Annotated in this window: 16 protein-coding genes and 1 pseudogene; 10 read left to right on the forward strand and 7 right to left on the reverse strand. The window is 69.2% G+C overall.

From position 1 onward, the window contains the following. Positions 1 to 61: 61 nt before the first annotated feature. Genes AC5P09_RS28700 through AC5P09_RS28710 form a run of 3 tightly spaced genes read right to left on the reverse strand, consistent with a single transcriptional unit; the run spans position 62 to position 2,089 of the window. Entirely contained in the window at positions 62 to 1,216 is a 1,155-nt protein-coding gene (locus AC5P09_RS28700; RefSeq protein ID WP_493876656.1) for a cystathionine gamma-lyase, read from the reverse strand. Next, the gene (locus AC5P09_RS28705; RefSeq protein WP_266436729.1) at positions 1,213 to 1,704 is read right to left on the reverse strand and encodes a low molecular weight protein-tyrosine-phosphatase; all 492 of its coding nucleotides are present in this window, start codon (positions 1,702 to 1,704) and stop codon (positions 1,213 to 1,215) included. The genes AC5P09_RS28700 and AC5P09_RS28705 overlap by 4 nt, the downstream gene beginning before the upstream one ends. A gap of 7 nt (positions 1,705 to 1,711) precedes the next feature. After that, on the reverse strand, positions 1,712 to 2,089 hold the full coding sequence (locus AC5P09_RS28710) for a phage holin family protein (RefSeq protein WP_307676005.1): 378 nt from the start codon (positions 2,087 to 2,089) through the stop codon (positions 1,712 to 1,714). A gap of 57 nt (positions 2,090 to 2,146) precedes the next feature. On the opposite strand from AC5P09_RS28710, the gene AC5P09_RS28715 reads away from it, so the two are divergent. From AC5P09_RS28715 to AC5P09_RS28730, 4 genes are all read left to right on the forward strand, one after another. Further along, positions 2,147 to 2,464, forward strand: coding sequence for a cupin domain-containing protein (locus tag AC5P09_RS28715; RefSeq protein ID WP_266436733.1), 318 nt, complete (start codon positions 2,147 to 2,149; stop codon positions 2,462 to 2,464). A gap of 148 nt (positions 2,465 to 2,612) precedes the next feature. Beyond that, positions 2,613 to 2,825, forward strand: coding sequence for a DUF5326 family protein (locus AC5P09_RS28720; RefSeq protein ID WP_307676004.1), 213 nt, complete (start codon positions 2,613 to 2,615; stop codon positions 2,823 to 2,825). A gap of 340 nt (positions 2,826 to 3,165) precedes the next feature. After that, the gene (locus tag AC5P09_RS28725; protein WP_493876657.1) at positions 3,166 to 4,011 is read left to right on the forward strand and encodes an IclR family transcriptional regulator; all 846 of its coding nucleotides are present in this window, start codon (positions 3,166 to 3,168) and stop codon (positions 4,009 to 4,011) included. Positions 4,012 to 4,109: 98 nt separating this feature from the next. Next, positions 4,110 to 4,547, forward strand: a complete 438-nt coding sequence (locus AC5P09_RS28730; RefSeq protein ID WP_266436739.1) for an SsgA family sporulation/cell division regulator — start codon at positions 4,110 to 4,112, stop codon at positions 4,545 to 4,547. A gap of 166 nt (positions 4,548 to 4,713) precedes the next feature. Here AC5P09_RS28730 and AC5P09_RS28735 read toward each other — a convergent pair whose 3' ends face one another. Further along, positions 4,714 to 6,309 carry a YibE/F family protein gene (locus AC5P09_RS28735; protein ID WP_493876658.1) on the reverse strand — a complete coding sequence of 532 codons (1,596 nt, stop codon included), beginning with the start codon at positions 6,307 to 6,309 and terminating at the stop codon, positions 4,714 to 4,716. Positions 6,310 to 6,733: 424 nt separating this feature from the next. On the opposite strand from AC5P09_RS28735, the gene thiC reads away from it, so the two are divergent. Then, positions 6,734 to 8,518, forward strand: a complete 1,785-nt coding sequence (thiC, locus tag AC5P09_RS28740; RefSeq protein WP_493876659.1) for a phosphomethylpyrimidine synthase ThiC — start codon at positions 6,734 to 6,736, stop codon at positions 8,516 to 8,518. A 102-nt stretch (positions 8,519 to 8,620) separates the two neighbouring features. Here thiC and AC5P09_RS28745 read toward each other — a convergent pair whose 3' ends face one another. The 3 genes from AC5P09_RS28745 to AC5P09_RS28755 form a co-directional block, all read right to left on the reverse strand. Then, positions 8,621 to 9,481, reverse strand: a complete 861-nt coding sequence (locus AC5P09_RS28745) for a hypothetical protein (RefSeq protein WP_493876660.1) — start codon at positions 9,479 to 9,481, stop codon at positions 8,621 to 8,623. 192 nt (positions 9,482 to 9,673) lie between these two features. Continuing rightward, positions 9,674 to 10,756 carry a metallophosphoesterase gene (locus tag AC5P09_RS28750; RefSeq protein WP_493876661.1) on the reverse strand — a complete coding sequence of 361 codons (1,083 nt, stop codon included), beginning with the start codon at positions 10,754 to 10,756 and terminating at the stop codon, positions 9,674 to 9,676. A gap of 243 nt (positions 10,757 to 10,999) precedes the next feature. Then, on the reverse strand, positions 11,000 to 12,112 hold the full coding sequence (locus AC5P09_RS28755; protein ID WP_266436748.1) for a LacI family DNA-binding transcriptional regulator: 1,113 nt from the start codon (positions 12,110 to 12,112) through the stop codon (positions 11,000 to 11,002). Positions 12,113 to 12,529: 417 nt separating this feature from the next. Between AC5P09_RS28755 and hisC the strand changes: the two genes are divergently transcribed. The 5 genes and pseudogenes from hisC to AC5P09_RS28780 form a co-directional block, all read left to right on the forward strand. Continuing rightward, positions 12,530 to 13,609 carry a histidinol-phosphate transaminase gene (gene hisC, locus AC5P09_RS28760; RefSeq protein ID WP_266436749.1) on the forward strand — a complete coding sequence of 360 codons (1,080 nt, stop codon included), beginning with the start codon at positions 12,530 to 12,532 and terminating at the stop codon, positions 13,607 to 13,609. Positions 13,610 to 13,880: 271 nt separating this feature from the next. Beyond that, positions 13,881 to 15,389: a cytochrome ubiquinol oxidase subunit I gene (locus AC5P09_RS28765; protein ID WP_493876662.1), complete on the forward strand. Its 1,509-nt coding sequence runs from the start codon at positions 13,881 to 13,883 to the stop codon at positions 15,387 to 15,389. Between the two features lie 20 nt (positions 15,390 to 15,409). Then, positions 15,410 to 16,417, forward strand: coding sequence for a cytochrome d ubiquinol oxidase subunit II (gene cydB, locus AC5P09_RS28770; protein ID WP_493876663.1), 1,008 nt, complete (start codon positions 15,410 to 15,412; stop codon positions 16,415 to 16,417). An 81-nt stretch (positions 16,418 to 16,498) separates the two neighbouring features. After that, positions 16,499 to 19,999: a thiol reductant ABC exporter subunit CydD gene (gene cydD / locus AC5P09_RS28775; RefSeq protein ID WP_493876664.1), complete on the forward strand. Its 3,501-nt coding sequence runs from the start codon at positions 16,499 to 16,501 to the stop codon at positions 19,997 to 19,999. Positions 20,000 to 20,212: 213 nt separating this feature from the next. After that, positions 20,213 to 20,786, forward strand: a pseudogene (locus AC5P09_RS28780) (sensor histidine kinase); the annotation flags it as partial. Positions 20,787 to 20,843: the final 57 nt, after the last annotated feature.

Raw genomic sequence — 20,843 nt, forward strand, 5'->3', positions numbered from 1 at the left:
GGGGAGGCTCGGACCGTCCGTTGTACGTAGCCGTACACCGCCCTCGGCGGGTGCGCAGGGGCTACCGGGACGATTCGTCCAGCGCGCGCAGGACGTCCGCCACCAGGTCCTCGGGATCCTCGGCACCCACCGAGAAACGGATGAAACCGTCCGGCACGGCGTCTCCGCCCCAGCGCCCGCGGCGTTCGGCCGTCGAGCGCACCCCACCGAAGCTGGTCGCGTCGTCGACGAGCCGCAGCGCGTCGAGAAAACGGTCGGCACGCGCGCGCGTGGGCAGCGTGAAGGAAACCACGCACCCGTAGCGCCGCATCTGCTGCGAGGCGACCTTGTGCGAGGGGTCGTCGGCCAGCCCCGGATAGCGCAGCCCGGTCACCTCGGGGCGCCCCCGCAGCGCTTCCGCGAGCACCAGGGCGGTCGCGTTCTGCCGGTCGACCCGCAACTGGAGCGTGGCGATCGAACGGTGGGCGAGCCAGGCCTCCATCGGCCCCGCGATCGCCCCGACGATCTTCCGCCAGCGCCGTACGGCGGCCATGGCCTCGGCGTCGCGACCGGTGACGTATCCCAGCAGGACGTCCCCGTGCCCGGTGAGCTGCTTAGTGCCGCTGGCCACGGAGAAGTCCGCGCCGAGCTCCAGCGGGCGCTGCCCGAGCGGTGTCGCGAGCGTGTTGTCGACGGCGACCAGGGCGCCACGCGCGTGTGCAGCCTCGGTGAGCCGCCGGATGTCGCACACGTCGAGCCCGGGGTTCGACGGCGTCTCGATCCACAGCAGCTTCGCGCCGTCGAGGACGTCCAGCTGGGCGTCGCCGGCGGTGGGCGCCGTGCGCACCTCGATGCCGTAGGCCTCCAACTGCGTGCGTACGAGGGGCAGCGCCTGGTAGCCGTCATCGGGCAGGACGACCGCGTCTTTGGCCCGCAGCTGCGAGAAGAGCACCGAGGAGATGGCAGCCATGCCCGAGGCGAACACGAGCGTCTCCACGCCCTCCTGCCCGGGCGCCTCCAGCTCGCCGATGGCGCGCTCCAGCAGGGTCCAGGTCGGGTTGTCGTCGCGGCCGTAGCTGTACGGACCCGTCACCTCGCCCGGCAGATGGAAATGGGCGGCGAACACCGGACCGGGCAGGGTCGGCTCGTGCCTGACCGGCTCGGGCAGCCCGGCCCGCACCGCGCGCGTGCCGTCACCGCTGCCCCCAGGGAGCCCCTGCCCGCTCGTAGCGCTCATGCCGCCCGTCCCTCCACGTCCTCGCGTACCGCGGCGAGCAGACCCTCGCTCGCCGCCTCCACCATCTCAAGGCACTCCTCGAAGCCGTCCATGCCCCCGTAGTACGGATCCGGCACGTCGAGGTCGGCGCCCGCGGCGGGGTCGTAGGAACGCAGCAGCTGGACCTTCTCCGCGTCCTGCGAGGTGGGTGCGAGACGGCGCAGGGCCTTGAGGTGGCCGACGTCGAGAGCGATGACAAGGTCGAGGCGGGCGAACCACGACGGCTGGAACTGGCGGGCCGTGTGGGTGCCGTCGTAGCCGCCGTTCTCCAGGACCGTGACGGTGCGCGGGTCGGCGCCGTCGCCCTCGTGCCAGCCGCCCGTGCCGGCGCTGTCGACCTCCACCAGGCCGTCGAGCCCGGCTTCCCGTATGCGGGCGCGGAAGACCGACTCCGCCATCGGGGAGCGGCAGATGTTGCCGGTGCAGACGAAGCAGACGCGGTAGGTCATGGCGCGCTCAGTCCTCGTCGGGCAGGACGACGTGGAGCGCCCAGGACACGATCGAGATGATCAGGCCGCCCAGGACGGCGGTCCAGAAGCCCTCGACATGGAAGCTCAGGTCGAGCTTGTCGGCCAGCCATGAGGTCAGCAGCAGCATCAGGGCGTTGACCACCAGGGTGATCAGGCCGAGGGTGAGGATGAACAGCGGGAAGGTGAGGACCTTCACGATGGGCTTGACCAGGAAGTTCACCAGACCGAAGACCAGGGCGACGAGGAGCAGCGTCCAGACCTTCTTGCCGGTGCTGTCGCCGGTCAGGGTGATCTTGTCCAGCAGCCATACGGCGACCGCCAGGGCGCCCGCGTTGGCGATCGTCTTGACTACGAAATTCTTCATGTGTCTGATCGTCGCAGAAGAGATCTGTTACGACACGGGCAAGGGCGGACGAAGTCGATGAAGGCATTCCGGTTGGACGAACTGGAGGCGGAGCGCGCCGCCAACGATGGCGCCTACCTGCAGTTCCTGCGGGAGCGGAACATGTCGGTCGGCCTGTACGCCCTCGACGCGGGCGAGCGCGACCCGCAGCAGCCGCACAACCAGGACGAGGTCTACTTCGTCGTCAGCGGCCGCGCCGCGATCACCGTCGGCATGGAGACCACCCAGGTGGCGCGCGGCAGCGTCGTCTACGTACCGGCCGGTGTCGCGCACAAGTTCCATCACATCAGCGAGGACCTCAGGGTGATGGTGGTGTTCTCTCCGCCCGAGAGCTGACCTGCTACCTCGGGGTTCCCTAGGGGATCAGTCAGGGGCGGACAAGGGATGCGAGGCCCCCGCCGGGGCCCCTCCCGCCCTAGCATCGAGTGCAGGACATACAGAAGCTCCGGCACCAGAAGTGCCGGGCACCAGAGAGGCGAGGGCGATGCGAGAGATCTTCACGGGACTGCCGTGGTGGGTGAAGTGGGTCGCGGTGCCTGTCATCGCCCTGGTCGTGTTCGGCGGGCTGATAGCCAGCGTCGTCGGCTTCGTCATCGGCCTGCTCTTCAAGGTGCTGGTCTTCGTGGCACTGGTCGGCGGACTGATCTACGTCGTACGGAAGTTCACGACGAGCTCCTCGTCACGCAGCGACTGGTGAGCGGTCAACTCGAGGCAACCGGCGATCGGTAACAGGAATCACCGGTTCCCTCGGGCGAGGGAAGTTTCCCGTGCAGACCGTCTGCCAGCGGTGGCGGACGGTTAGAGTCCGGAACTCGACGCGGGGACGACCCCGCGAGCGGCGTACACCCCCTCCCGTGTTCCCCCGCACGGGCTGCCCCCTCGCGCTCCGGGAGTGACCCTTGGCCACGGTTGACACCGCACTCGCCCAGTCCCACGGACCCACCGCACCCGTTCCATCTCCCGTACCCACCGCACCCGCTCAGCTCCACGCACCCGCCGCGTCCGGCAGGGCCGACCTCCTGCCCCCAGGAGCCCGTATGCGGCCCCCTGAGCAGCCCGCCGCACCGCCGGCGCGCCCACGCCCGACAACCCCTCCGACGCAGCGGCAGGCGACCGCGTCACCCACGCCGCCGCACTCCTCGACCCTCATCGGATCCGTGCAGCGCGCCATGCGCCTGCTGGAGTGCGTCGCCGAACACGAACACGGAGCCCCCGCCAAGCAACTGGCCCGCGAGACGGGCCTGGCGCTCCCCACGGCCTACCACCTGCTGCGCACCCTCGTGCACGAGGGCTATCTGCGCCGCGACAAAGGGCTGTTCTTCCTCGGCGAGGCGGCCGAGCGGCTGGGCAGCAGCGGAGCCCAGCAGAAACGTCGCAGCACGGTCGCGGAGACGCTCGCACAATGTCGCGACGCGGTCGGCGTACCGGTGTACTACGCGATGTACCGCGACGGCGAGATCGAGGTCGTGTGCGTCTCCGACACCCCGGGCAACCCGGCGGTCGAGGAGTGGGCGGACTTCCGCGAGACCGGGCACGCGCACGCCATCGGGCAGTGTCTGCTGGCCCAGTTGGACGACGACGCCCGCCGCGACCATCTCGACCGCTACCCGGTGCAGTCCATCACGCCCTACACCGTGCGTGACAACCACTCCATGCTGCGACGGCTCGAACGGATGAGGCGGGCGGATCCGGTGACGGAACGACAGGAGTACGCACTGGGCACGGTGTGCGCGGCGATCCCGATCACAGTGGGTAACGTCGCGGCGACGATGGCCATTTCTCTGCCCTCCCATCAGGCCGACCGGCTCCCGGCGGCAACGCAGCAATTGCAAGGCGCGTTGGCTCGGCTCATGGGGTCACTCGCGATCTCTATCAGTATCTGAAAACTCACTCCTTGTGATCTGTCGTGCACGTTCAGCAAGATTCCCTCAGTGTCAGAGGGATGTTCCCAGCCAGTCGACGTCAAGTGACGGGGTAGGCGATGCGCGAGTTCGTGCAGGCAGAGGTCATGATGAGCTTTCTCGTCTCCGAGGAGCTCTCCTTCCGAATTCCGGTGGAGCTGCGCTACGAGACCTGCGATCCCTACGCCATCCGGCTGACCTTCCATCTGCCGGGCGATGCCCCGGTGACCTGGGCCTTCGGTCGCGAGCTGCTGATCGACGGGGTGGGGCGGCCGTGCGGGGACGGGGACGTGCGCGTCTCGCCCGCCGAGCCCGACTCACTGGGTGACGTACTGATCCGGCTTCAGGTCGGCAGCGACCAGGCGCTGTTCCGCTCGTCCACGGCGCCCCTCATCGCCTTCCTCGACCGCACCGACAAGCTGGTGCCGCTGGGCCAGGAAGGCGCGCACGCCGACTTCGATGCCCACCTCGACGAGGCTCTGGACCGCATCCTGGCGGAGGAGCAGAGCGCGGGCTGAAGCGTTTCGGCGGGGAAGTGGCGGATCGCTTCACTCTCGGGGGTGGGGGTGTGCAGTAACGCTTCTGCGTGCGGGCGTGGTGTGTCATTGGCGGGACGGGTTGATGGCAGGGGCGGCAGGTGTGGCCGGGCCGGCCACGTCGGCCATGCTGGACGGCTCTCCCGTCTCAGCGCCTACGCCGCCGTCCCTTCCCGCCGCGTGCCGGAGCCGGTCGGGCACCGGTCGTTGCCGCTTCCGTTGCCCCGGGGGCTGTAGGGGCCCCGGACGACCCGGGAGCCCCCGTCGTCAGCGCGCCCCCCAACCCCGTCCGGTCGGCCGAGACCACCAGGGCCGCGAGAGCCGTGGTGACGGGTACGGAGGCGACCAGGCCGATCGAGCCCACCAGCGTGCGCACGATCTCCTCCGCGACCAGTTCGCTGTTGGCGACCGTTCCCACACTGCTCTGCGCGATCGAGAACAGCAGGAGCAGCGGCAGCGCGGCGCCCGCGTAGGCGAGGACGAGCGTGTTGACGACCGACGCGATGTGGTCACGCCCGATCCGGATGCCGGCGCGGTACAGCCCGCGCCAGCCCATCGTCGGATTGGCCTCGTGCAGTTCCCAGACCGCCGACGTCTGGGTGACCGTCACGTCGTCGAGGACACCGAGCGAACCGATGATGACGCCGGCGAGCAGCAGACCGCTCATGTCGATCGACGGGTACAGACCGTGGATCAGACCGGTGTTGTCGTCCGTGTTGCCGGTGAGTGCGGCCCAGCCGATGAACAACGAGCCGAGTACGCCGATCAGCAGCAGCGAGATCAGTGTGCCGAGCACCGCGACGGACGTACGGGCCGACAGGCCATGGCACAGATACAGGGCGATCAGCATGATGGCGCTCGACCCGACCACGGCCACGACCAGCGGATTCGAGCCCTGCAGGATCGCCGGCAGGACAAAGAAGTTCAGCACCATGAAACTGATGGCCAGCGCGATCAGGGCCATGACGCCCCGCAGTCGGCCCACGGCCACGACGGCGAGCGCGAAGATGCCGGCAAGCAGCGCCATCGGGAGGCGACGGTTGATGTCGGTGACCGAGTACTGCAGGTCCCTCGGCGCAGAGGGCTCGTAGGCGACCACGACCTTCTCGCCCTCGTGCAACTGCCGTGACTGGTCCGGCTGGACGATCTCCGTGAAGGTACGCCCCTTGTCCTTGCCGGTGTCGACCCGGATCGTCGCCCTCTTGCAGGTGCCGTTCGCCTGCTGTTGCGCGGACGACCCCTCGGCGGTGGAGGTGTCGCCGGTCGGGGTCTCCCCCGAGGCGTTCACCGAGGAGCAGCTCACGCTCTCGACCTCGGTGACTGTGGCCTGCTGGGTCTGCCGGTCGAAGCCGACGCCCGTGCGCTCGTGCCCCGGGGCACCACCGGGCCACAGCACCGCGAGCCCGACCAGGACGGCCGCGGCGAACGGGATCAGGATCGCCGCGATGACCTTGCGCAGATGCTTGGAGACGGGCGCGGCCGGCCCATGACTGTGGCTGTGCGAGTGCCCGTGCCCGCCGTCAGAACCGGGACCGTCATGCCCTTGCCCGCCACCGGGACCGTTGTCGCCGTGACCGGGACCACTGCCGGAGCTGTGACCATCACCGGATCCCTGACCACCGCCGGATCCGTGACCGCCACCTGACCCGTGACCGCCACCGGAGTCCTGACCGGGTCCCTCGCCGTAACCAGGTCCATGACCGCCGCCGCGCCCGTCAGCGGCCCCGGCGCCATGGCCACGCATGTTGCCCCTGGCGCCGAAGAAATCATGGCTGTCTCCGTGGCCGGCTCCGCCGCCACCAGGGCTCTCGCCACGGCCGTCTCCACGTCCGCCGTCGTCTCCGTTGCCGTTCCCGCCACCCGGCCTGCGGGGCGGCTCGGAGGGCGGAAACGGGAACTGCTGTGTCGTGGTCACCGACCGATCATCGCAAGAACGACAGGGGCCCTCTGTTCACCGCGCCCGAATTGACGCTAGCGTGGAGGCACCTTTGTACACGCGGGAGCTCGGAGCACCGGGCTGAGAGGGCGCTGACCTCCGTCCCAGTCATGTTTCACATGAAACATCGCCACAAGCGAGTGATGTTTCACACGAAACATCGACAGACGGAAGCCGCTGCGTCGACCGCCGAACCTGTTACCGGGTAATGCCGGCGTAGGGAGTAGGTCTCATGACCAACAGGGACGCACGCACGCCTGCCTCCACACAGAACGAGCTCAGCGAGGAGAGCGGGAAGTCCATCGGCTGGCACAAGGCGTACGTCGAGGGCTCACGCCCCGACCTGCGGGTGCCGGTCCGTCAGGTGCACCTCACCAACGGGCAGTCGGTCACGCTGTACGACACGTCGGGCCCGTACACCGATCCGCTCACCGAGACCGACGTCCGCAGGGGCCTGGCGCCGCTGCGGGAGAACTGGATCATCGCCCGCGGTGACACCGAGGAGTACGCGGGCCGTCCCGCCCGTCCCGAGGACGACGGGATCAAGCACACCTCACCGCGAGGCGGCCTGCGCAACCTCGACGCCGTCTTCCCGGGACGGCCGCGCCTGCCGCGCCGCAGCCGCGACGGGGGCGCGGTCACACAACTCGCGTACGCCCGCCGGGGGGACATCACTCCCGAGATGGAGTTCGTGGCCGTCCGGGAAAACGTTTCGCCCGAGGTCGTACGGGAGGAGATCGCGGCGGGCCGAGCCGTGCTGCCGGCCAACGTCAACCACCCGGAGATCGAGCCGATGATCATCGGCAAGCGGTTCCTGGTGAAGGTCAACGCCAACATCGGCAACTCCGCGGTGACGTCCTCCATCGAGGAGGAGGTCGAGAAGATGACCTGGGCGACCCGCTGGGGCGCCGACACGGTCATGGACCTGTCCACCGGCCGCAACATCCACACCACCCGCGAGTGGGTGCTGCGCAACTCCCCCGTCCCCATCGGCACGGTCCCGCTCTACCAGGCTCTGGAAAAGGTCGACGGCAGGGCCGAGGAGCTGACCTGGGAGATCTACAAGGACACGGTCGTCGAACAGGCCGAGCAGGGAGTGGACTACATGACGGTTCATGCCGGCGTGCGCCTGCCGTACGTACCGCTGACCGCGAACCGCAAGACCGGCATCGTCTCCCGCGGCGGTTCGATCATGGCCGCGTGGTGCCTCGCGCACCACAAGGAGAGCTTCCTGTACGAGAATTTCGAGGAGCTCTGCGAGATCCTCGCAGCCTACGACGTCACGTACTCGCTCGGCGACGGACTCAGGCCGGGCTCGATCGCGGACGCCAACGACGAGGCACAGTTCGCGGAGTTGCGCACGCTCGGGGAACTCAACCGGATCGCGAAGCGTTTCAATGTTCAGACCATGATCGAGGGCCCGGGACATGTCCCGATGCACAAGATCAAGGAGAACATCGACCTTCAGCAGGAGATCTGTGATGAAGCTCCGTTCTATACGCTCGGCCCGCTGACGACGGACGTTGCGCCGGCGTATGACCACATCACCTCCGGCATCGGTGCCGCGATGATCGCCTGGTGGGGCACGGCCATGCTCTGCTATGTCACGCCCAAGGAGCACTTGGGCCTGCCCAATCGTGACGACGTCAAGACCGGCGTCATCACCTACAAGATCGCCGCCCACGCAGCCGACCTCGCCAAGGGGCACCCAGGGGCGCAGGAGTGGGACGACGCGCTGTCGGACGCCCGCTTCGAGTTCCGGTGGGAGGACCAGTTCAACCTCGCCCTCGACCCGGACACGGCACGTGAGTTCCACGACGAGACACTGCCGGCCGAGCCTGCCAAGACGGCACACTTCTGCTCGATGTGCGGGCCGAAGTTCTGCTCGATGAAGATCTCCCAGGACATCCGCCGCCGGCACGGCGGGAGTCAGGACGAGATCGAGGAAGGCATGGCGCAGAAGTCCAAGGAGTTCGCCGCGGCGGGCAACCGCGTGTACCTGCCCCTCGCGGACTGACAGCACCGTACCCACCGCTGTTCGGCGACGACCGGATCGCCGCAGCAGGGTCTTCGGCTTGCGCTCCCCTGGGTGGGGGCGCAAGCCGAGGGGCTGCTCCGGCTACTCCGGCTGGTGTTCCGGCCCCCCGAAGTCCGGGCTGGTGTAGTCCGGGCTCGTGAAGCTGGGGCGCGAGCCCGGGGCGCCGTCGTCCGGGCTGCTGAAGCCCGGGCGGTCGTAGCCGAGGTGTGGCATTCGGCTGGTCCGCGCCGGTGGTGTCGCACGGTGCAGTGCGGCGCTGCCGGGGTCGGCGAGAGCCTCCCGGAGGAACGGCAGGATGCCCCGCTCCAAAAGGGCCTCGCGCCAGTCTTCCTTGGCCCGCGCCACCTCCTCGCTCATCACGCCGTACGACCCGGCTTCGAGCGAGGGCCGGTTGCGCAGCGCGGTGAGCAACAGTCCGACGGCGGCGACGAGGATCGCGGCCGCGGTCATCGCGCCGAACACCCAGCCGGTGGTGAGCATGGTCTGGGCGAACGCAGGCTCGGGGTCGAGCATCTTCAGGATGTAGCCCACGAGCAGAAAGATCGCCGCGGCCGTTCCGGCGAGGACGGGTGCCAGGACCGCGACGACGGCGACGGCGCCCGCGCCGGCCTCGGCGACCTCACCCATGGTGGTGGCGAGCCCCATCGTGCTCGTGCCCGGCTCCGCGGAGCCGGATTCGCGCTTGGACGACGGGGTGGACGGCGCCGGTTGGCGCAGTTCCTCGCGGACCTTCACATAGTGCTGGTACTCGGTCGTCGCGGCCGCCGTGATGATTGCGGTGGCGTTGAGCGCCATGGTGCGCAGCTGTTCCGGGTTGAGCCGCTGACCAACAGCGGCCAGTTCAGGACGGTGTGGGGCGGAGCGCAGCGCCTCGTCGAGGATCCGCTCGTATTCCTGGCGGTCCTCGCTCAACAGGTGCTGCGGAACGCTGTTCATGTGCATCCCCCGATGCTCCGTAGGGCTTGGGGCTCGCACGCTGACGAGCCGTCGGGCAGAAACGGAGGGGAGCCTGCTACGGATAAGCCGATGGTAGAGCGATGACGGCACGCCGTGACAGGGGGTTTACCGAAAATGCCCTCTGGCCAGCACCGTCGTCGATCAGTCCGTCATGGGAGACGCCTGCCCTGTGAACGTTCAGATATCCAGGGGAAGTTGCTGGACCAGCAGCTTTCCGGCCATGGTCACTCCGCCGTCCATCGCGATGGCGAGTCCGTCGGCGTAGACGTGCGGTCCCTCGACCAGGGGCGTCGCCGGGTCCTCGCCCTCTTCGGAGCCGACCTCGCCGAGGAGGTACGGAATGGGGCTGTGACCGTGAACGATGCGGGTGCCACCGTACGTATCGAGCAGGGAGCGTACGGCGTCGGCGCCGCCCTCGTCGCGGAAGGAGAAGCGCTTGGTGAACTTGCGGAACAGATCCCACACCTCGTCCGCGTCGTTGCGCGTGATCGTCTCGCGGACGGTGTCGTTGACCTCTTCGATGGAGCGGCCGTAGTCGAGATACGCGGTGGTGTCGGAGTGGACGAGCAGATGGTCGTCGACCGCCTCGATGGCGTCGAGTCGTGCCATCCACTGAAGGTGGTGATCCTGGAGGCGGTCCATGTCGCTCTTCTGGCCGCCGTTGAGCAGCCAGGCGGCTTGGAAGGTGGCGGTGCCCGCGCCGGAGTTGACGGGAGTGTCGCCGAAGCGCTTGGCGCCGAGCAGCAGCAGCTCGTGGTTGCCCATGAGGGCCTTGCAGTAGCCGCCGGCCGCGGCGGCCTCGGCGGACAGCCGCATCACGAGGTCGATGACGCCGATGCCGTCGGGCCCGCGGTCGGTGAAGTCGCCGAGGAACCAGAGCCGGGCGGTGCCCGCGCACCAGTTCCCCACGGAGTCGACCAGGCCCTTCTCCTGGAGGGCTGCCACCAGCTCGTCGAGATAGCCGTGCACGTCTCCGACGACGTACAGCGGCCCGGGGCCGGTCGTCGGCTGAGGATCCGGCGCGGCCGCGGGGTTGATGTGCACCTGGAGCGTGTCGCCCCGGTTGATGACCGGCAGGTCGCGCTCGGTCGGCGTGTACCCGTCGGGGTGGTCGACCGGCTCCTCCACTGTGCGGACGGCCTCGTCGGCGGGCGCGTCAGGGGGGTAGGGACCGGTCTCGTGGACGTATGCGGGCACCCGGAAGTCGCGCAACGTCGCCGTCCGCTCCACCTCGGGTCCCTGACCGGCCCCCTGAGTCATCAGACCCCTCCACCATCACGCCGCATCTGCACCGATTCGGACTGCCTGGTCGCAGCGGCCCGCGGTGTCGTGGGCCCATCATAGGAATGCGGATCGCGCCATGTGATGACCCAGGGGTGGTGAATCGGAGCAAGACTCCAGTTCACCGCGGCTTTCGCCCCGATTGGGCAGGGCTTCGACCTCCTGGCCATCGGCCTTGCCCCGCCCCGGGGAACGCGCTTTCCCGCTCTGGCCCGCCCCGCGCTACTTCTCCTCGGGCGACCGCGGCGGACTGACGGTCGTCCGCTGAGGACGTCGCTGGGACGAGGTACGCACGATCAGTTCGGTCGGTATCACCTGCTCGACCGGTTGGTCCGAGTTGACCCCCTCGATGGCGTCGATGAGGAGCTGGACCACCGCGGTGCCGATGCGGCGCGGCTTCAGGGAGAGCGTGGTGATGGGTGGCTCGGTGCTGGCATACACGGTGGACTCGCTGCAGCAGACCAGAAGCAGGTCGTCCGGTACGCGCAGCCCGTAGCGGCGGGCGGCGGCGAGCAGGTCGGTGCCGTTCGGGTCGAACAGTCCGTAGACGGCGTCGGGCCGGTCGGGGCGGGCGAGCAGCCGGTCGGCGGCGACGGCGCCCGCGCACGGATCGTGCGCCGGGTAGGCCTCGTACACCGGATCCTGGCCGACGCGCTCGCACCAGCGCAGGTACGCGGTGGTCGACAGGTGGGTGTACGTGTCCGTCGTGGTGCCCGTTAGCAGGCCGATGCGGCGGGCGCCGGCGTCGGCCAGATGGTCGAGGATGCCGAGTACGGCGGCCTCGTGGTCGTTGTCGACCCAGGCGGTGACCGGAAGTGTGCCGGCCGGGCGGCCGTCGGAGACGACCGGTAAACCCTGCCGGACCAGTTCGCTGACGACCGGATCCTGGTCGGACGGGTCGATGACGACCGTGCCGTCCAGGGCGACGTTCGACCACACGTCGTGGCGGGAGGTCGCGGGGAGGATGACGAGGGCGTAGCCGCGGGCCAGCGCGGCCGAGGTGGCGGCGCGTGCCATCTCGGCGAAGTACGCGAACTCGGTGAAGGTGAAAGGTTCATCCCCGTACGTCGTCACGGTCAGACCGATCAGTCCCGACTTGCCGGTACGGAGTGTGCGGGCGGCGGCCGACGGGCGGTAGCCCAACCGGTCGGCGACCTCGCGGACATGCCGTCGGGTGGCGTCCGGGAGCCTGCCCTTCCCGTTGAGGGCGTCGGAGACGGTCGTGATGGATACTCCGGCGGCGGCGGCGACGTCTCTGATGCCTGCCCGGCCCGGCCGGCTTCCCCGACGTGAGGTTTCCGCGCGGCTCACCTGGTGCTTCCCTGCTGCTGTCATGGCGAGCCGATAGTAGGGCTCATGCGGTGGGGTAGGGCGGACGCATATGCACGCGTTGACAGGCACGTTTCTGCAAGGTCATCAGGTGTCAACTCCCTTGGAAAGCAAGATGGTTGACGCCTTCATTGGCAGGACGTGACTTGTCGACCCGTGCAAGCCTGCCAAGTGGCCCATGTTTCGAAGAGGTCTCAACTCACCTCTATGAGGGATGCGCGCCACGGCGTGAGCCACCGGCGCATAGATATATGTGACAGCGCCCCCGGATTCGTGCACCTTCGGGCAGTGATGCCCCTGATGCAGGTGTGACGGACGAGGTCGGATCCGACCTGTACGCAGCCGCGCCGAATCCTCATAGGGTGAGGAGTATTGGAAGCCGGCGGTGGTGATGGGCCGCCGGTGGTCGCGAGGAGGACTGCGGTGAGCGAGACGAGCCCCAAGCTGCGCGCCGAGCTGGAGGGAATCCCCACCTACAAGCCGGGCAGGCCCGCCGCGGCCGGAGGCCCGGTCGCCTACAAGCTGTCCTCCAACGAGAACCCCTATCCGCCGCTGCCCGGCGTGATGGAGACCGTGACGGCCGCGGCCTCGTCGTTCAACCGCTACCCGGACATGGCGTGCACGGGCCTGATGAACGAGCTGTCCGAGCGCTTCGCCGTCCCCCTGTCTCACCTGGCCACCGGCACCGGCTCGGTCGGCGTGGCCCAGCAGCTGGTCCAGGCGACCTCCGGCCCCGGCGACGAGGTGATCTACGCCTGGCGGTCCTTCGAGGCGTACCCGATCATCACGCAGGTCAGCGGTGCCACCTCGGTACAGGTGCCGTTGACGCCGGGTGATGTGCACGACCTGGACGCCATGGCGGATGCGATCACCGACCGGACCCGGCTGATCTTCGTCTGCAACCCCAACAACCCGACGGGCACGGTGGTACGGCGGGCCGAGCTGGAGCGTTTCCTCGACCGGGTGCCGGGTGACGTCCTGGTCGTGCTCGACGAGGCCTATCGCGAGTTCATCCGCGACGCCGAGGTGCCGGACGGCGTGGAGCTGTACCGCAAGCGGCCGAACGTCTGCGTGCTGCGCACATTCTCCAAGGCGTACGGCCTGGCCGGTCTTCGCGTCGGCTTCGCGATCGCCCACGAGCCCGTGGCGGCGGCGCTGCGCAAGACGGCCGTGCCCTTCGGCGTGAGCCAGATCGCACAGGACGCGGCGATCGCCTCGCTGCAGGCCGAGGACGCACTGCTCGGCCGGGTCGGCTCGCTGGTGTGCGAGCGCACGCGGGTGGTCGACGCGCTGCGCGCCCAGGGCTGGACGGTGCCCGAGACCCAGGCCAACTTCGTGTGGCTGCGGCTGGGGGAGAGCACGGTCGCGTTCGCGGCGGCGTGCGAGCAGGCGGGCGTGGTGATCCGGCCGTTCCCGGGCGAGGGTGTGCGGGTCACGGTCGGGGAGAACGAGGCGAACGACATCTTCCTGAAGGTGGCGGAAGGGTTCCGCAAGGAGCTGTAGGGCCGCCCTGTCCCAGGGCGGCGGGTGCTGGGCGTCTCGGTTTCACGTGGAACCGAGACGCCCTTCGCGTGCCAGGGCCTACTGGTCCGTCCCTGGTGGGGCCCCGCGGTCCGGCTTAGGGACCCCCGCCTTTCCGGTCTCGAACGGGCATGCTGCATAATTGCTTGTGAATGTGAACGCGTTCACAAGCGTGTCCCGGTTGCTCCAGCGATGTGTGTGACAAAAGGGGCAGACCGCCGCTGCACCACGGCGATGTAAGGAGACTGACGACGTGGACTTGGCTCTGGCGCCGGAGACATTGGCGCGCTGGCAGTTCGGCATCACCACCGTCTACCACTTCCTGTTCGTTCCCCTGACGATCTCGCTGGCGGCCCTCACGGCCGGACTGCAGACCGCGTGGGTGCGCACGGAGAAGGAGAAGTACCTCAAGGCCACCAAGTTCTGGGGCAAGCTCTTCCTGATCAACATCGCGATGGGTGTCGTCACCGGCATCGTTCAGGAGTTCCAGTTCGGCATGAACTGGTCCGACTACTCGCGCTTCGTCGGTGACATCTTCGGCGCCCCACTCGCTTTCGAGGCGCTGATCGCCTTCTTCTTCGAGTCGACCTTCATCGGTCTGTGGATCTTCGGCTGGGACAAGCTGCCCAAGAAGATCCATCTGGCCTGCATGTGGATGGTCTCGATCGGCACGATCCTGTCGGCGTACTTCATCCTCGCGGCCAACTCGTGGATGCAGCACCCGGTCGGCTACAAGATCAACGAGTCGAAGGGGCGGGCCGAGCTCACCGACTTCTGGCTGGTACTGACCCAGAACACCGCGCTCGCTCAGGCCTTCCACACGCTCACCGCGGCCTTCCTCACCGGCGGCGCCTTCATGGTCGGCATCTCCGCTTTCCACCTGCTCCGCAAGAAGCACATCCGTGAGATGAAGACCTCACTGCGGCTCGGTCTGGTCACCGTTGTCGTCGGTGGCCTGCTCACCGCGGTCAGCGGCGACACTCTCGGCAAGATCATGTTCGAGCAGCAGCCGATGAAGATGGCCGCCGCCGAAGCACTGTGGGACGGCGAGGCGCCCGCGCCGTTCTCCGTCTTCGCCTACGGGGATGTCGACGCCGGCCACAACAAGGTCGCCATTGAGATTCCGGGACTGCTGTCCTTCCTGGCCAATGACGACTTCACCTCGCACGTCCCGGGCATCAACGACGTCAACAAGGCCGAGCAGGAGAAGTTCGGTCCGGGCGACTACCGGCCCAACATCCCGGTCGCCTACTGGGGCTTCCGCTGGATGATCGGCTTCGGCATGACGTCGTTCGCCATCGGACTGGCCGGACTCTGGCTGACCCGCAAGAAGTTCCTGCTGCCCCAGCACCTGAGGGTCGGCGAGGACGAGGTGCCGCATGTGGTCCTCTTCAAGAACAAGGCGCTCGGCCCGACGCTCACCCGGTGGTACTGGCGCATCGCGATCTGGACCCTGGCCTTCCCGCTGATCGCCAGTTCCTGGGGTTGGATCTTCACCGAGATGGGCCGTCAGCCGTGGGTGGTCTACGGCGTCCTGCAGACCCGGGACGCGGTCTCCCCCACGGTCTCCCAGGGGGAGGTCATCACCTCCATGATCGTCTTCACCAGCCTGTACGCCATCCTGGCCGTCGTCGAGGTCAAGCTGCTCGCGAAGTACGTCAAGGCCGGCCCGCCGGAGCTCACCGAGGCCGACCTCAACCCGCCCACGAAGATCGGCGGCGACTCCCGTGACGCCGACAAGCCGATGGCCTTCTCGTACTAGGCCGAGGGAGCTGCACAGTCATGGAACTTCACGACGTCTGGTTCGTCCTCATCGCCTTCCTGTGGACCGGGTACTTCTTCCTGGAAGGCTTCGACTTCGGGGTCGGCATCCTCACCAAGGTGCTCGCCCGCAACCGGCCCGAGCGGCGGGTGCTGATCAACACCATCGGCCCCGTCTGGGACGGCAACGAGGTGTGGCTGCTCACGGCCGCCGGCTCGACGTTCGCGGCCTTCCCCGAGTGGTACGCCACGCTCTTCTCCGGCTTCTACCTGCCGCTGTTGATCATCCTGGTCTCTCTGATCGTCCGGGGTGTCGCCTTCGAATACCGGGTGAAGCGGCCCGAGGAGAACTGGCAGCGCAACTGGGAGCACGCGATCTTCTGGACCTCACTGATCGCGGCGTTCCTGTGGGGAGTGGTCTTCGGCAACATCGTGCGGGGTGTGAAGCTCGATCGGAACTTCGACTACGTCGGGACCTTCTGGGACCTGCTCAACCCGTACGCGCTCCTCGGTGGTCTAGTGACGCTGACGCTGTTCACCTTCCACGGCGCGGTGTTCACGGCACTCAAGACCGTCGGCGACATCCGGGTGCGGGCGCGGAAGCTGGCGACCGGAGTCGGTCTCGTCACGGCTGTGCTGGCACTGGTCTTCCTGTTGTGGACGCAGGTCGAGGGCGGTGACGGTAAGAGCCTGGTCGCGCTCGTCGTGGCGGTGGCCGCGCTCGTCGCCGCGCTCGTTGCGAACCAGGTCGGGCGCGAGGGTTGGTCGTTCGCACTGTCCGGCGTCACCATCGTGGCCGCCGTGGCGATGCTCTTCCTGACGCTCTTCCCGAACGTCATGCCGTCCTCGCTCAATGAGGAATGGAGCCTCACGGTCACCAACGCCTCGTCGAGTCCCTACACCCTGAAGATCATGACCTGGTGTGCGGCGATCGCCGCACCGATCGTCATGCTCTACCAGGGGTGGACCTACTGGGTGTTCCGCAAGCGGATCGGTACGCAGCACATCGCCGCCGAAGCCGCTCACTGAGTCCGACCGGGGTGTGGTTCACCATGGTTTCGCGATGTTTCACGTGAAACGCGGTGATCCACACCTCCTGGACCGAAGGGCATGTTTCACGTGAAACCGATCGATCCGCGTCTCCTCCGTTATGCCCGCGCCACCCGGCTCTTCCTGGTGGCGATCGTCGGTCTGGGTGTCGTCGGTGCGGGGCTCGTCATCGCGCAGGCGATGCTCATCGCCGAGGTGGTGGTGGGCGCTTACCAGCACGGCATGGCGGTCGGCGAGCTCAGGACTCCCCTGCTGCTGTTGACGGCCGTCGCCCTGGGCCGTGCGCTCGTGTCCTGGCTCACCGAACTGGCCGCGCACCGAGCGAGCGCTGCGGTGAAGTCGGAGCTGCGTGGGAGGCTGCTGGAGCGTGCCGTCGCGCTGGGTCCCGGGTGGCTGAGCGGGCAGCGGACGGGATCGCTGGTCGCCCTCGCCACGAGGGGAGTCGACGCCCTCGACGACTACTTCTCGCGCTATCTCCCGCAGTTGGGGCTCGCAGTCGTCGTGCCGGTGGCCGTGCTGGCGCGGATCGTCACCGAAGACTGGGTCTCCGCGGCCATCATCGTCGGCACCCTGCCGCTCATCCCCCTCTTCATGGTGCTGATCGGCTGGGCCACACAGTCCCGGATGGACCGTCAGTGGCAGCTTCTGTCCCGGCTCTCCGGGCATTTTCTCGATGTGGTCGCCGGATTGCCGACCCTGAAGGTGTTCGGGCGGGCCAAGGCGCAGGCCGATTCGATCCGGCGCATCACCGGCGAGTACCGCCAGGCGACCATGCGGACGCTGCGGATCGCCTTCATCTCCTCCTTCGCACTGGAACTGCTCGCCACGCTGTCGGTGGCACTCGTCGCCGTGACGATCGGTATGCGGCTCGTGCACGGCGACATGGACCTGTACATCGGTCTGGTCATCCTCGTGCTGGCACCGGAGGCGTATCTGCCGCTGCGCCAGGTGGGAGCGCAGTACCACGCAGCGGCGGAGGGGCTCGCTGCCGCGGAGGAGATCTTCTCGGTGCTGGAGACACTGGTGCCGGAGTCCGGCTCCGCTGCCGTGCCGGCGGAGGGCCTGTCCTTCGAGGGAGTCACAGTCCGCTATCCCGGAAGGTCCGGGGACGCCGTGGCGGACGTGTCCTTCGCCGTCGAGCTCGGGGAGACGGTCGCGCTCGTCGGGCCGAGCGGTGCGGGCAAGTCGACACTGCTGAACGTACTGCTGGGCTTCGTACGGCCTGACGAGGGGCGGGTTCTGGCCGGGGGAGTCGATCTCGCCGAGGCTGACCTGGAGCAGTGGCGGGCGCGGATCGCGTGGGTGCCGCAGCGGCCGCACCTGTTCGCCGGCACGATCGCCGAGAACGTACGCCTCGCCCGGCCCGACGCCGAAGACACCGCCGTACGGCGGGCGTTGGGGGACGCGGGTGCGCTGGAGTTCGTGGACGCGCTGCCCCAGGGTGCCGACACCGAGCTCGGTGAGGACGGGGCCGGGCTGTCCGCCGGTCAGCGGCAGCGGCTTGCGCTGGCTCGGGCGTTCCTCGCCGACCGCCCCGTGTTGCTGCTCGACGAACCGACGGCAGCGCTGGACGGGGCCACCGAGGCCGAGGTCGTGGAGGCGGTACGGCGGCTGGCGGTCGGCCGCACGGTCCTGCTGGTGGTGCACCGGCCGGCGCTGCTGTCGGTGGCGGACCGGGTGGTCCGGCTGGCTGAACCGGTGACCCCGGCCCGCACGGAGGCGGGGCCCAGGGCGGCCGAGGTCCGCACGGTCGAGGTCGAACCGGCTCTCGCTCCCGACGCACTCGAGACGATGGCGCCGGCGGCGGACACCCGCGGTGTGCTGGCCCGCGTCCGTGCCATGTCCGGGGCCCGGCGCGGGCGTCTCGCGCTCGCCCTGCTGCTCGGGAGCCTCGCGCTCGGCAGCGCCGTCGGGCTCATGGCCACCTCCGGGTGGCTCATCTCGCGTGCTTCGCAGCAGCCGCCGGTGCTCTATCTGATGGTGGCCGTGACGGCGACGCGGGCCTTCGGAATCGGGCGGGCCGTCTTCCGGTACGCGGAGCGGCTCGTCTCGCACGACGCCGTGCTGCGGATGCTGGCCGACACCCGGGTCGCCGTGTACCGGCGACTGGAGCGACTGGCGCCCGCCGGGCTCCGGCAGACCCGCCGGGGTGACCTGCTGTCGCGGCTCGTCGCCGATGTGGACGCGCTACAGGACTACTGGCTGCGCTGGCTGCTGCCCGCCGGTGCCGCCGTGGTCGTGTCCGCCGCGTCGGTCGGCTTCACGGCCTGGCTGCTGCCCGAGGCCGGCGCGGTGCTCGCCGTAGGACTGCTGGCGGCCGGAGCGGGAGTCCCGCTGATCACCGGTGCCGTGGCCCGGCGGGCCGAGCGCAGGCTGGCCCCGGCCCGAGGCGTACTGGCCACGCGGGTGACCGATCTGCTCACCGGGACCGCCGAGTTGACCGTCGCCGGAGCGCTGCCCGGACGTACCGCCGAGGCGCGGCGGGCCGACCGGACGCTCACCCGGATCGCCTCGCGCGCCGCCACCGCCACCGCGCTCGGCGACGGACTCACCGCGCTCTTCTCCGGCCTGACCGTCGCTGCCACCTCCCTCGTGGGCGCCCAGGCGGTCGTCGACGGCAGGCTGGGCGGCGTGGCGATGGCCGTCGTCGTCCTCACCCCGCTGGCCGCCTTCGAGGCCGTACTGGGCATGCCCCTTGCCGTGCAGTACCGGCAGCGGGTGCACAGGAGTGCGGAGCGCGTGTACGAGGTGCTGGACGCGCCCGAGCCCGTACGGGAACCGGAGCGGTCCCGGCAGGCGCCCGCGTCGCCGTTCCCGGTCGCGGTCAAGGGCCTCGCCGCCCGTCACGCCGGGCAGGACCGGGACGCGCTCGCCGGGTTCGATCTGACCCTGGATGAGGGCCGCCGGATCGCCGTGGTCGGGCCGTCCGGGTCCGGCAAGTCGACGCTCGCGCAGGTGCTGCTGCGCTTCCTGGACGCGGACGCGGGCTCATACACGCTGGGCGGCGTGGACGCCTACGCGCTGGACGGTGACGACGTGCGGCGGCTCGTCGGGCTGTGCGCGCAGGACGCGCACCTCTTCGACAGCTCGGTGCGCGAGAACCTGCTGCTCGCAAGGAAGGACGCCACCGAGGACGACCTGCGTGACGCGCTGAAGCGGGCCCGGCTGCTCGACTGGGCCGACGGCCTGCCCGACGGGCTCGACACGCTGGTCGGCGAGCACGGGGCGCGGCTGTCCGGCGGGCAGCGGCAGCGGCTCGCGCTGGCCCGGGCACTGCTGGCCGACTTTCCCGTCCTCGTGCTCGACGAGCCCGCCGAGCATCTCGACCTGCCGACTGCGGACGCGCTCACCGCCGATCTGCTGGCCGCCACCGAGGGCCGTACGACGTTGCTCATCACCCACCGGCTGGCCGGCCTGGAGGCGGTGGACGAGGTGGTCGTCCTGGACGCGGGTCGTGTGGTGCAGCGAGGTTCGCTTGCGGAGCTGGCCGCGGTGGAGGGGCCGTTGCGGGGGATGGTGGAGCGGGAGGAGCAGGCGGATCTGCTGGTGGGGGTGCTGTAGGAAGGCGGAGTCCCCTCCAGCCCTTCGTCGTCCGCCCATGGCCTGTCGGCCGAACTGGCCGTGCGGCTGCCGCAGCTGCTCGAGGCGATGCGGTCCGTGGCAGCGGCCTGGAGCTGCATTCCACACCGGAACGGATCTGCGAGACCGCTGCGGCCCTGACCGGAGCCCGGTACGCGGCGATCGGTGTCCTCGCCGAGGACGGGGAGGGACTCGTCGGAGGCGGAGCGAGGCCTCGCGGTCCAGTTCGCCTCGCAGGCCGCGCTGGCACTGATGATGGCCGAGGCCCAGCGCAACCGGGAACGGCTCACGGTGTACGAGGACCGCGGCCGCATCGCCCGCCACGTGCAACGCTTCGTCATCCAGCGGCTGTTCGCCACCGGAATGAGGCTGGAGAGCGCACAGCGCGGGGCGGACGTGCCCGAGGTGCACGGCGGTGTCGGCAAGGCCGTCGACGCACTCGACGTCCAGCCTGCGCGAGATCGGTCGGCGACCTCACCTGCAAGAACCCGATCGCTGCCCTGCGTGAGGCACTCTCCAACGCCTTCCGGTACGCCGACGCCTCCCGGATCGACGTCGTCCTCGACGCGACCGCCACCCTGCCGGACGGGCGGCCCGGCGTTCGGCTGACCGTCGCGGACGTCGGCGTTGGCCTCCCCAGAACGGTCGGCGCAGTGGCCTGAGAAACCTCGAACGGCGCGCGGAGGCTCCCGGCGGCGACAGCTCACACGGTCCCGGCATCGGAACGGACGGCGGCGGTACGCCGGTGGTGGGGCAGGCGCCCCACTGACGGTCCACGCACGGGGAACCGAGCCCCCTCCGCAGTCACGCCGTACTAGTCCATCTG

The sequence above is a fragment of the Streptomyces sp. a15 genome, assembly GCF_059026085.1.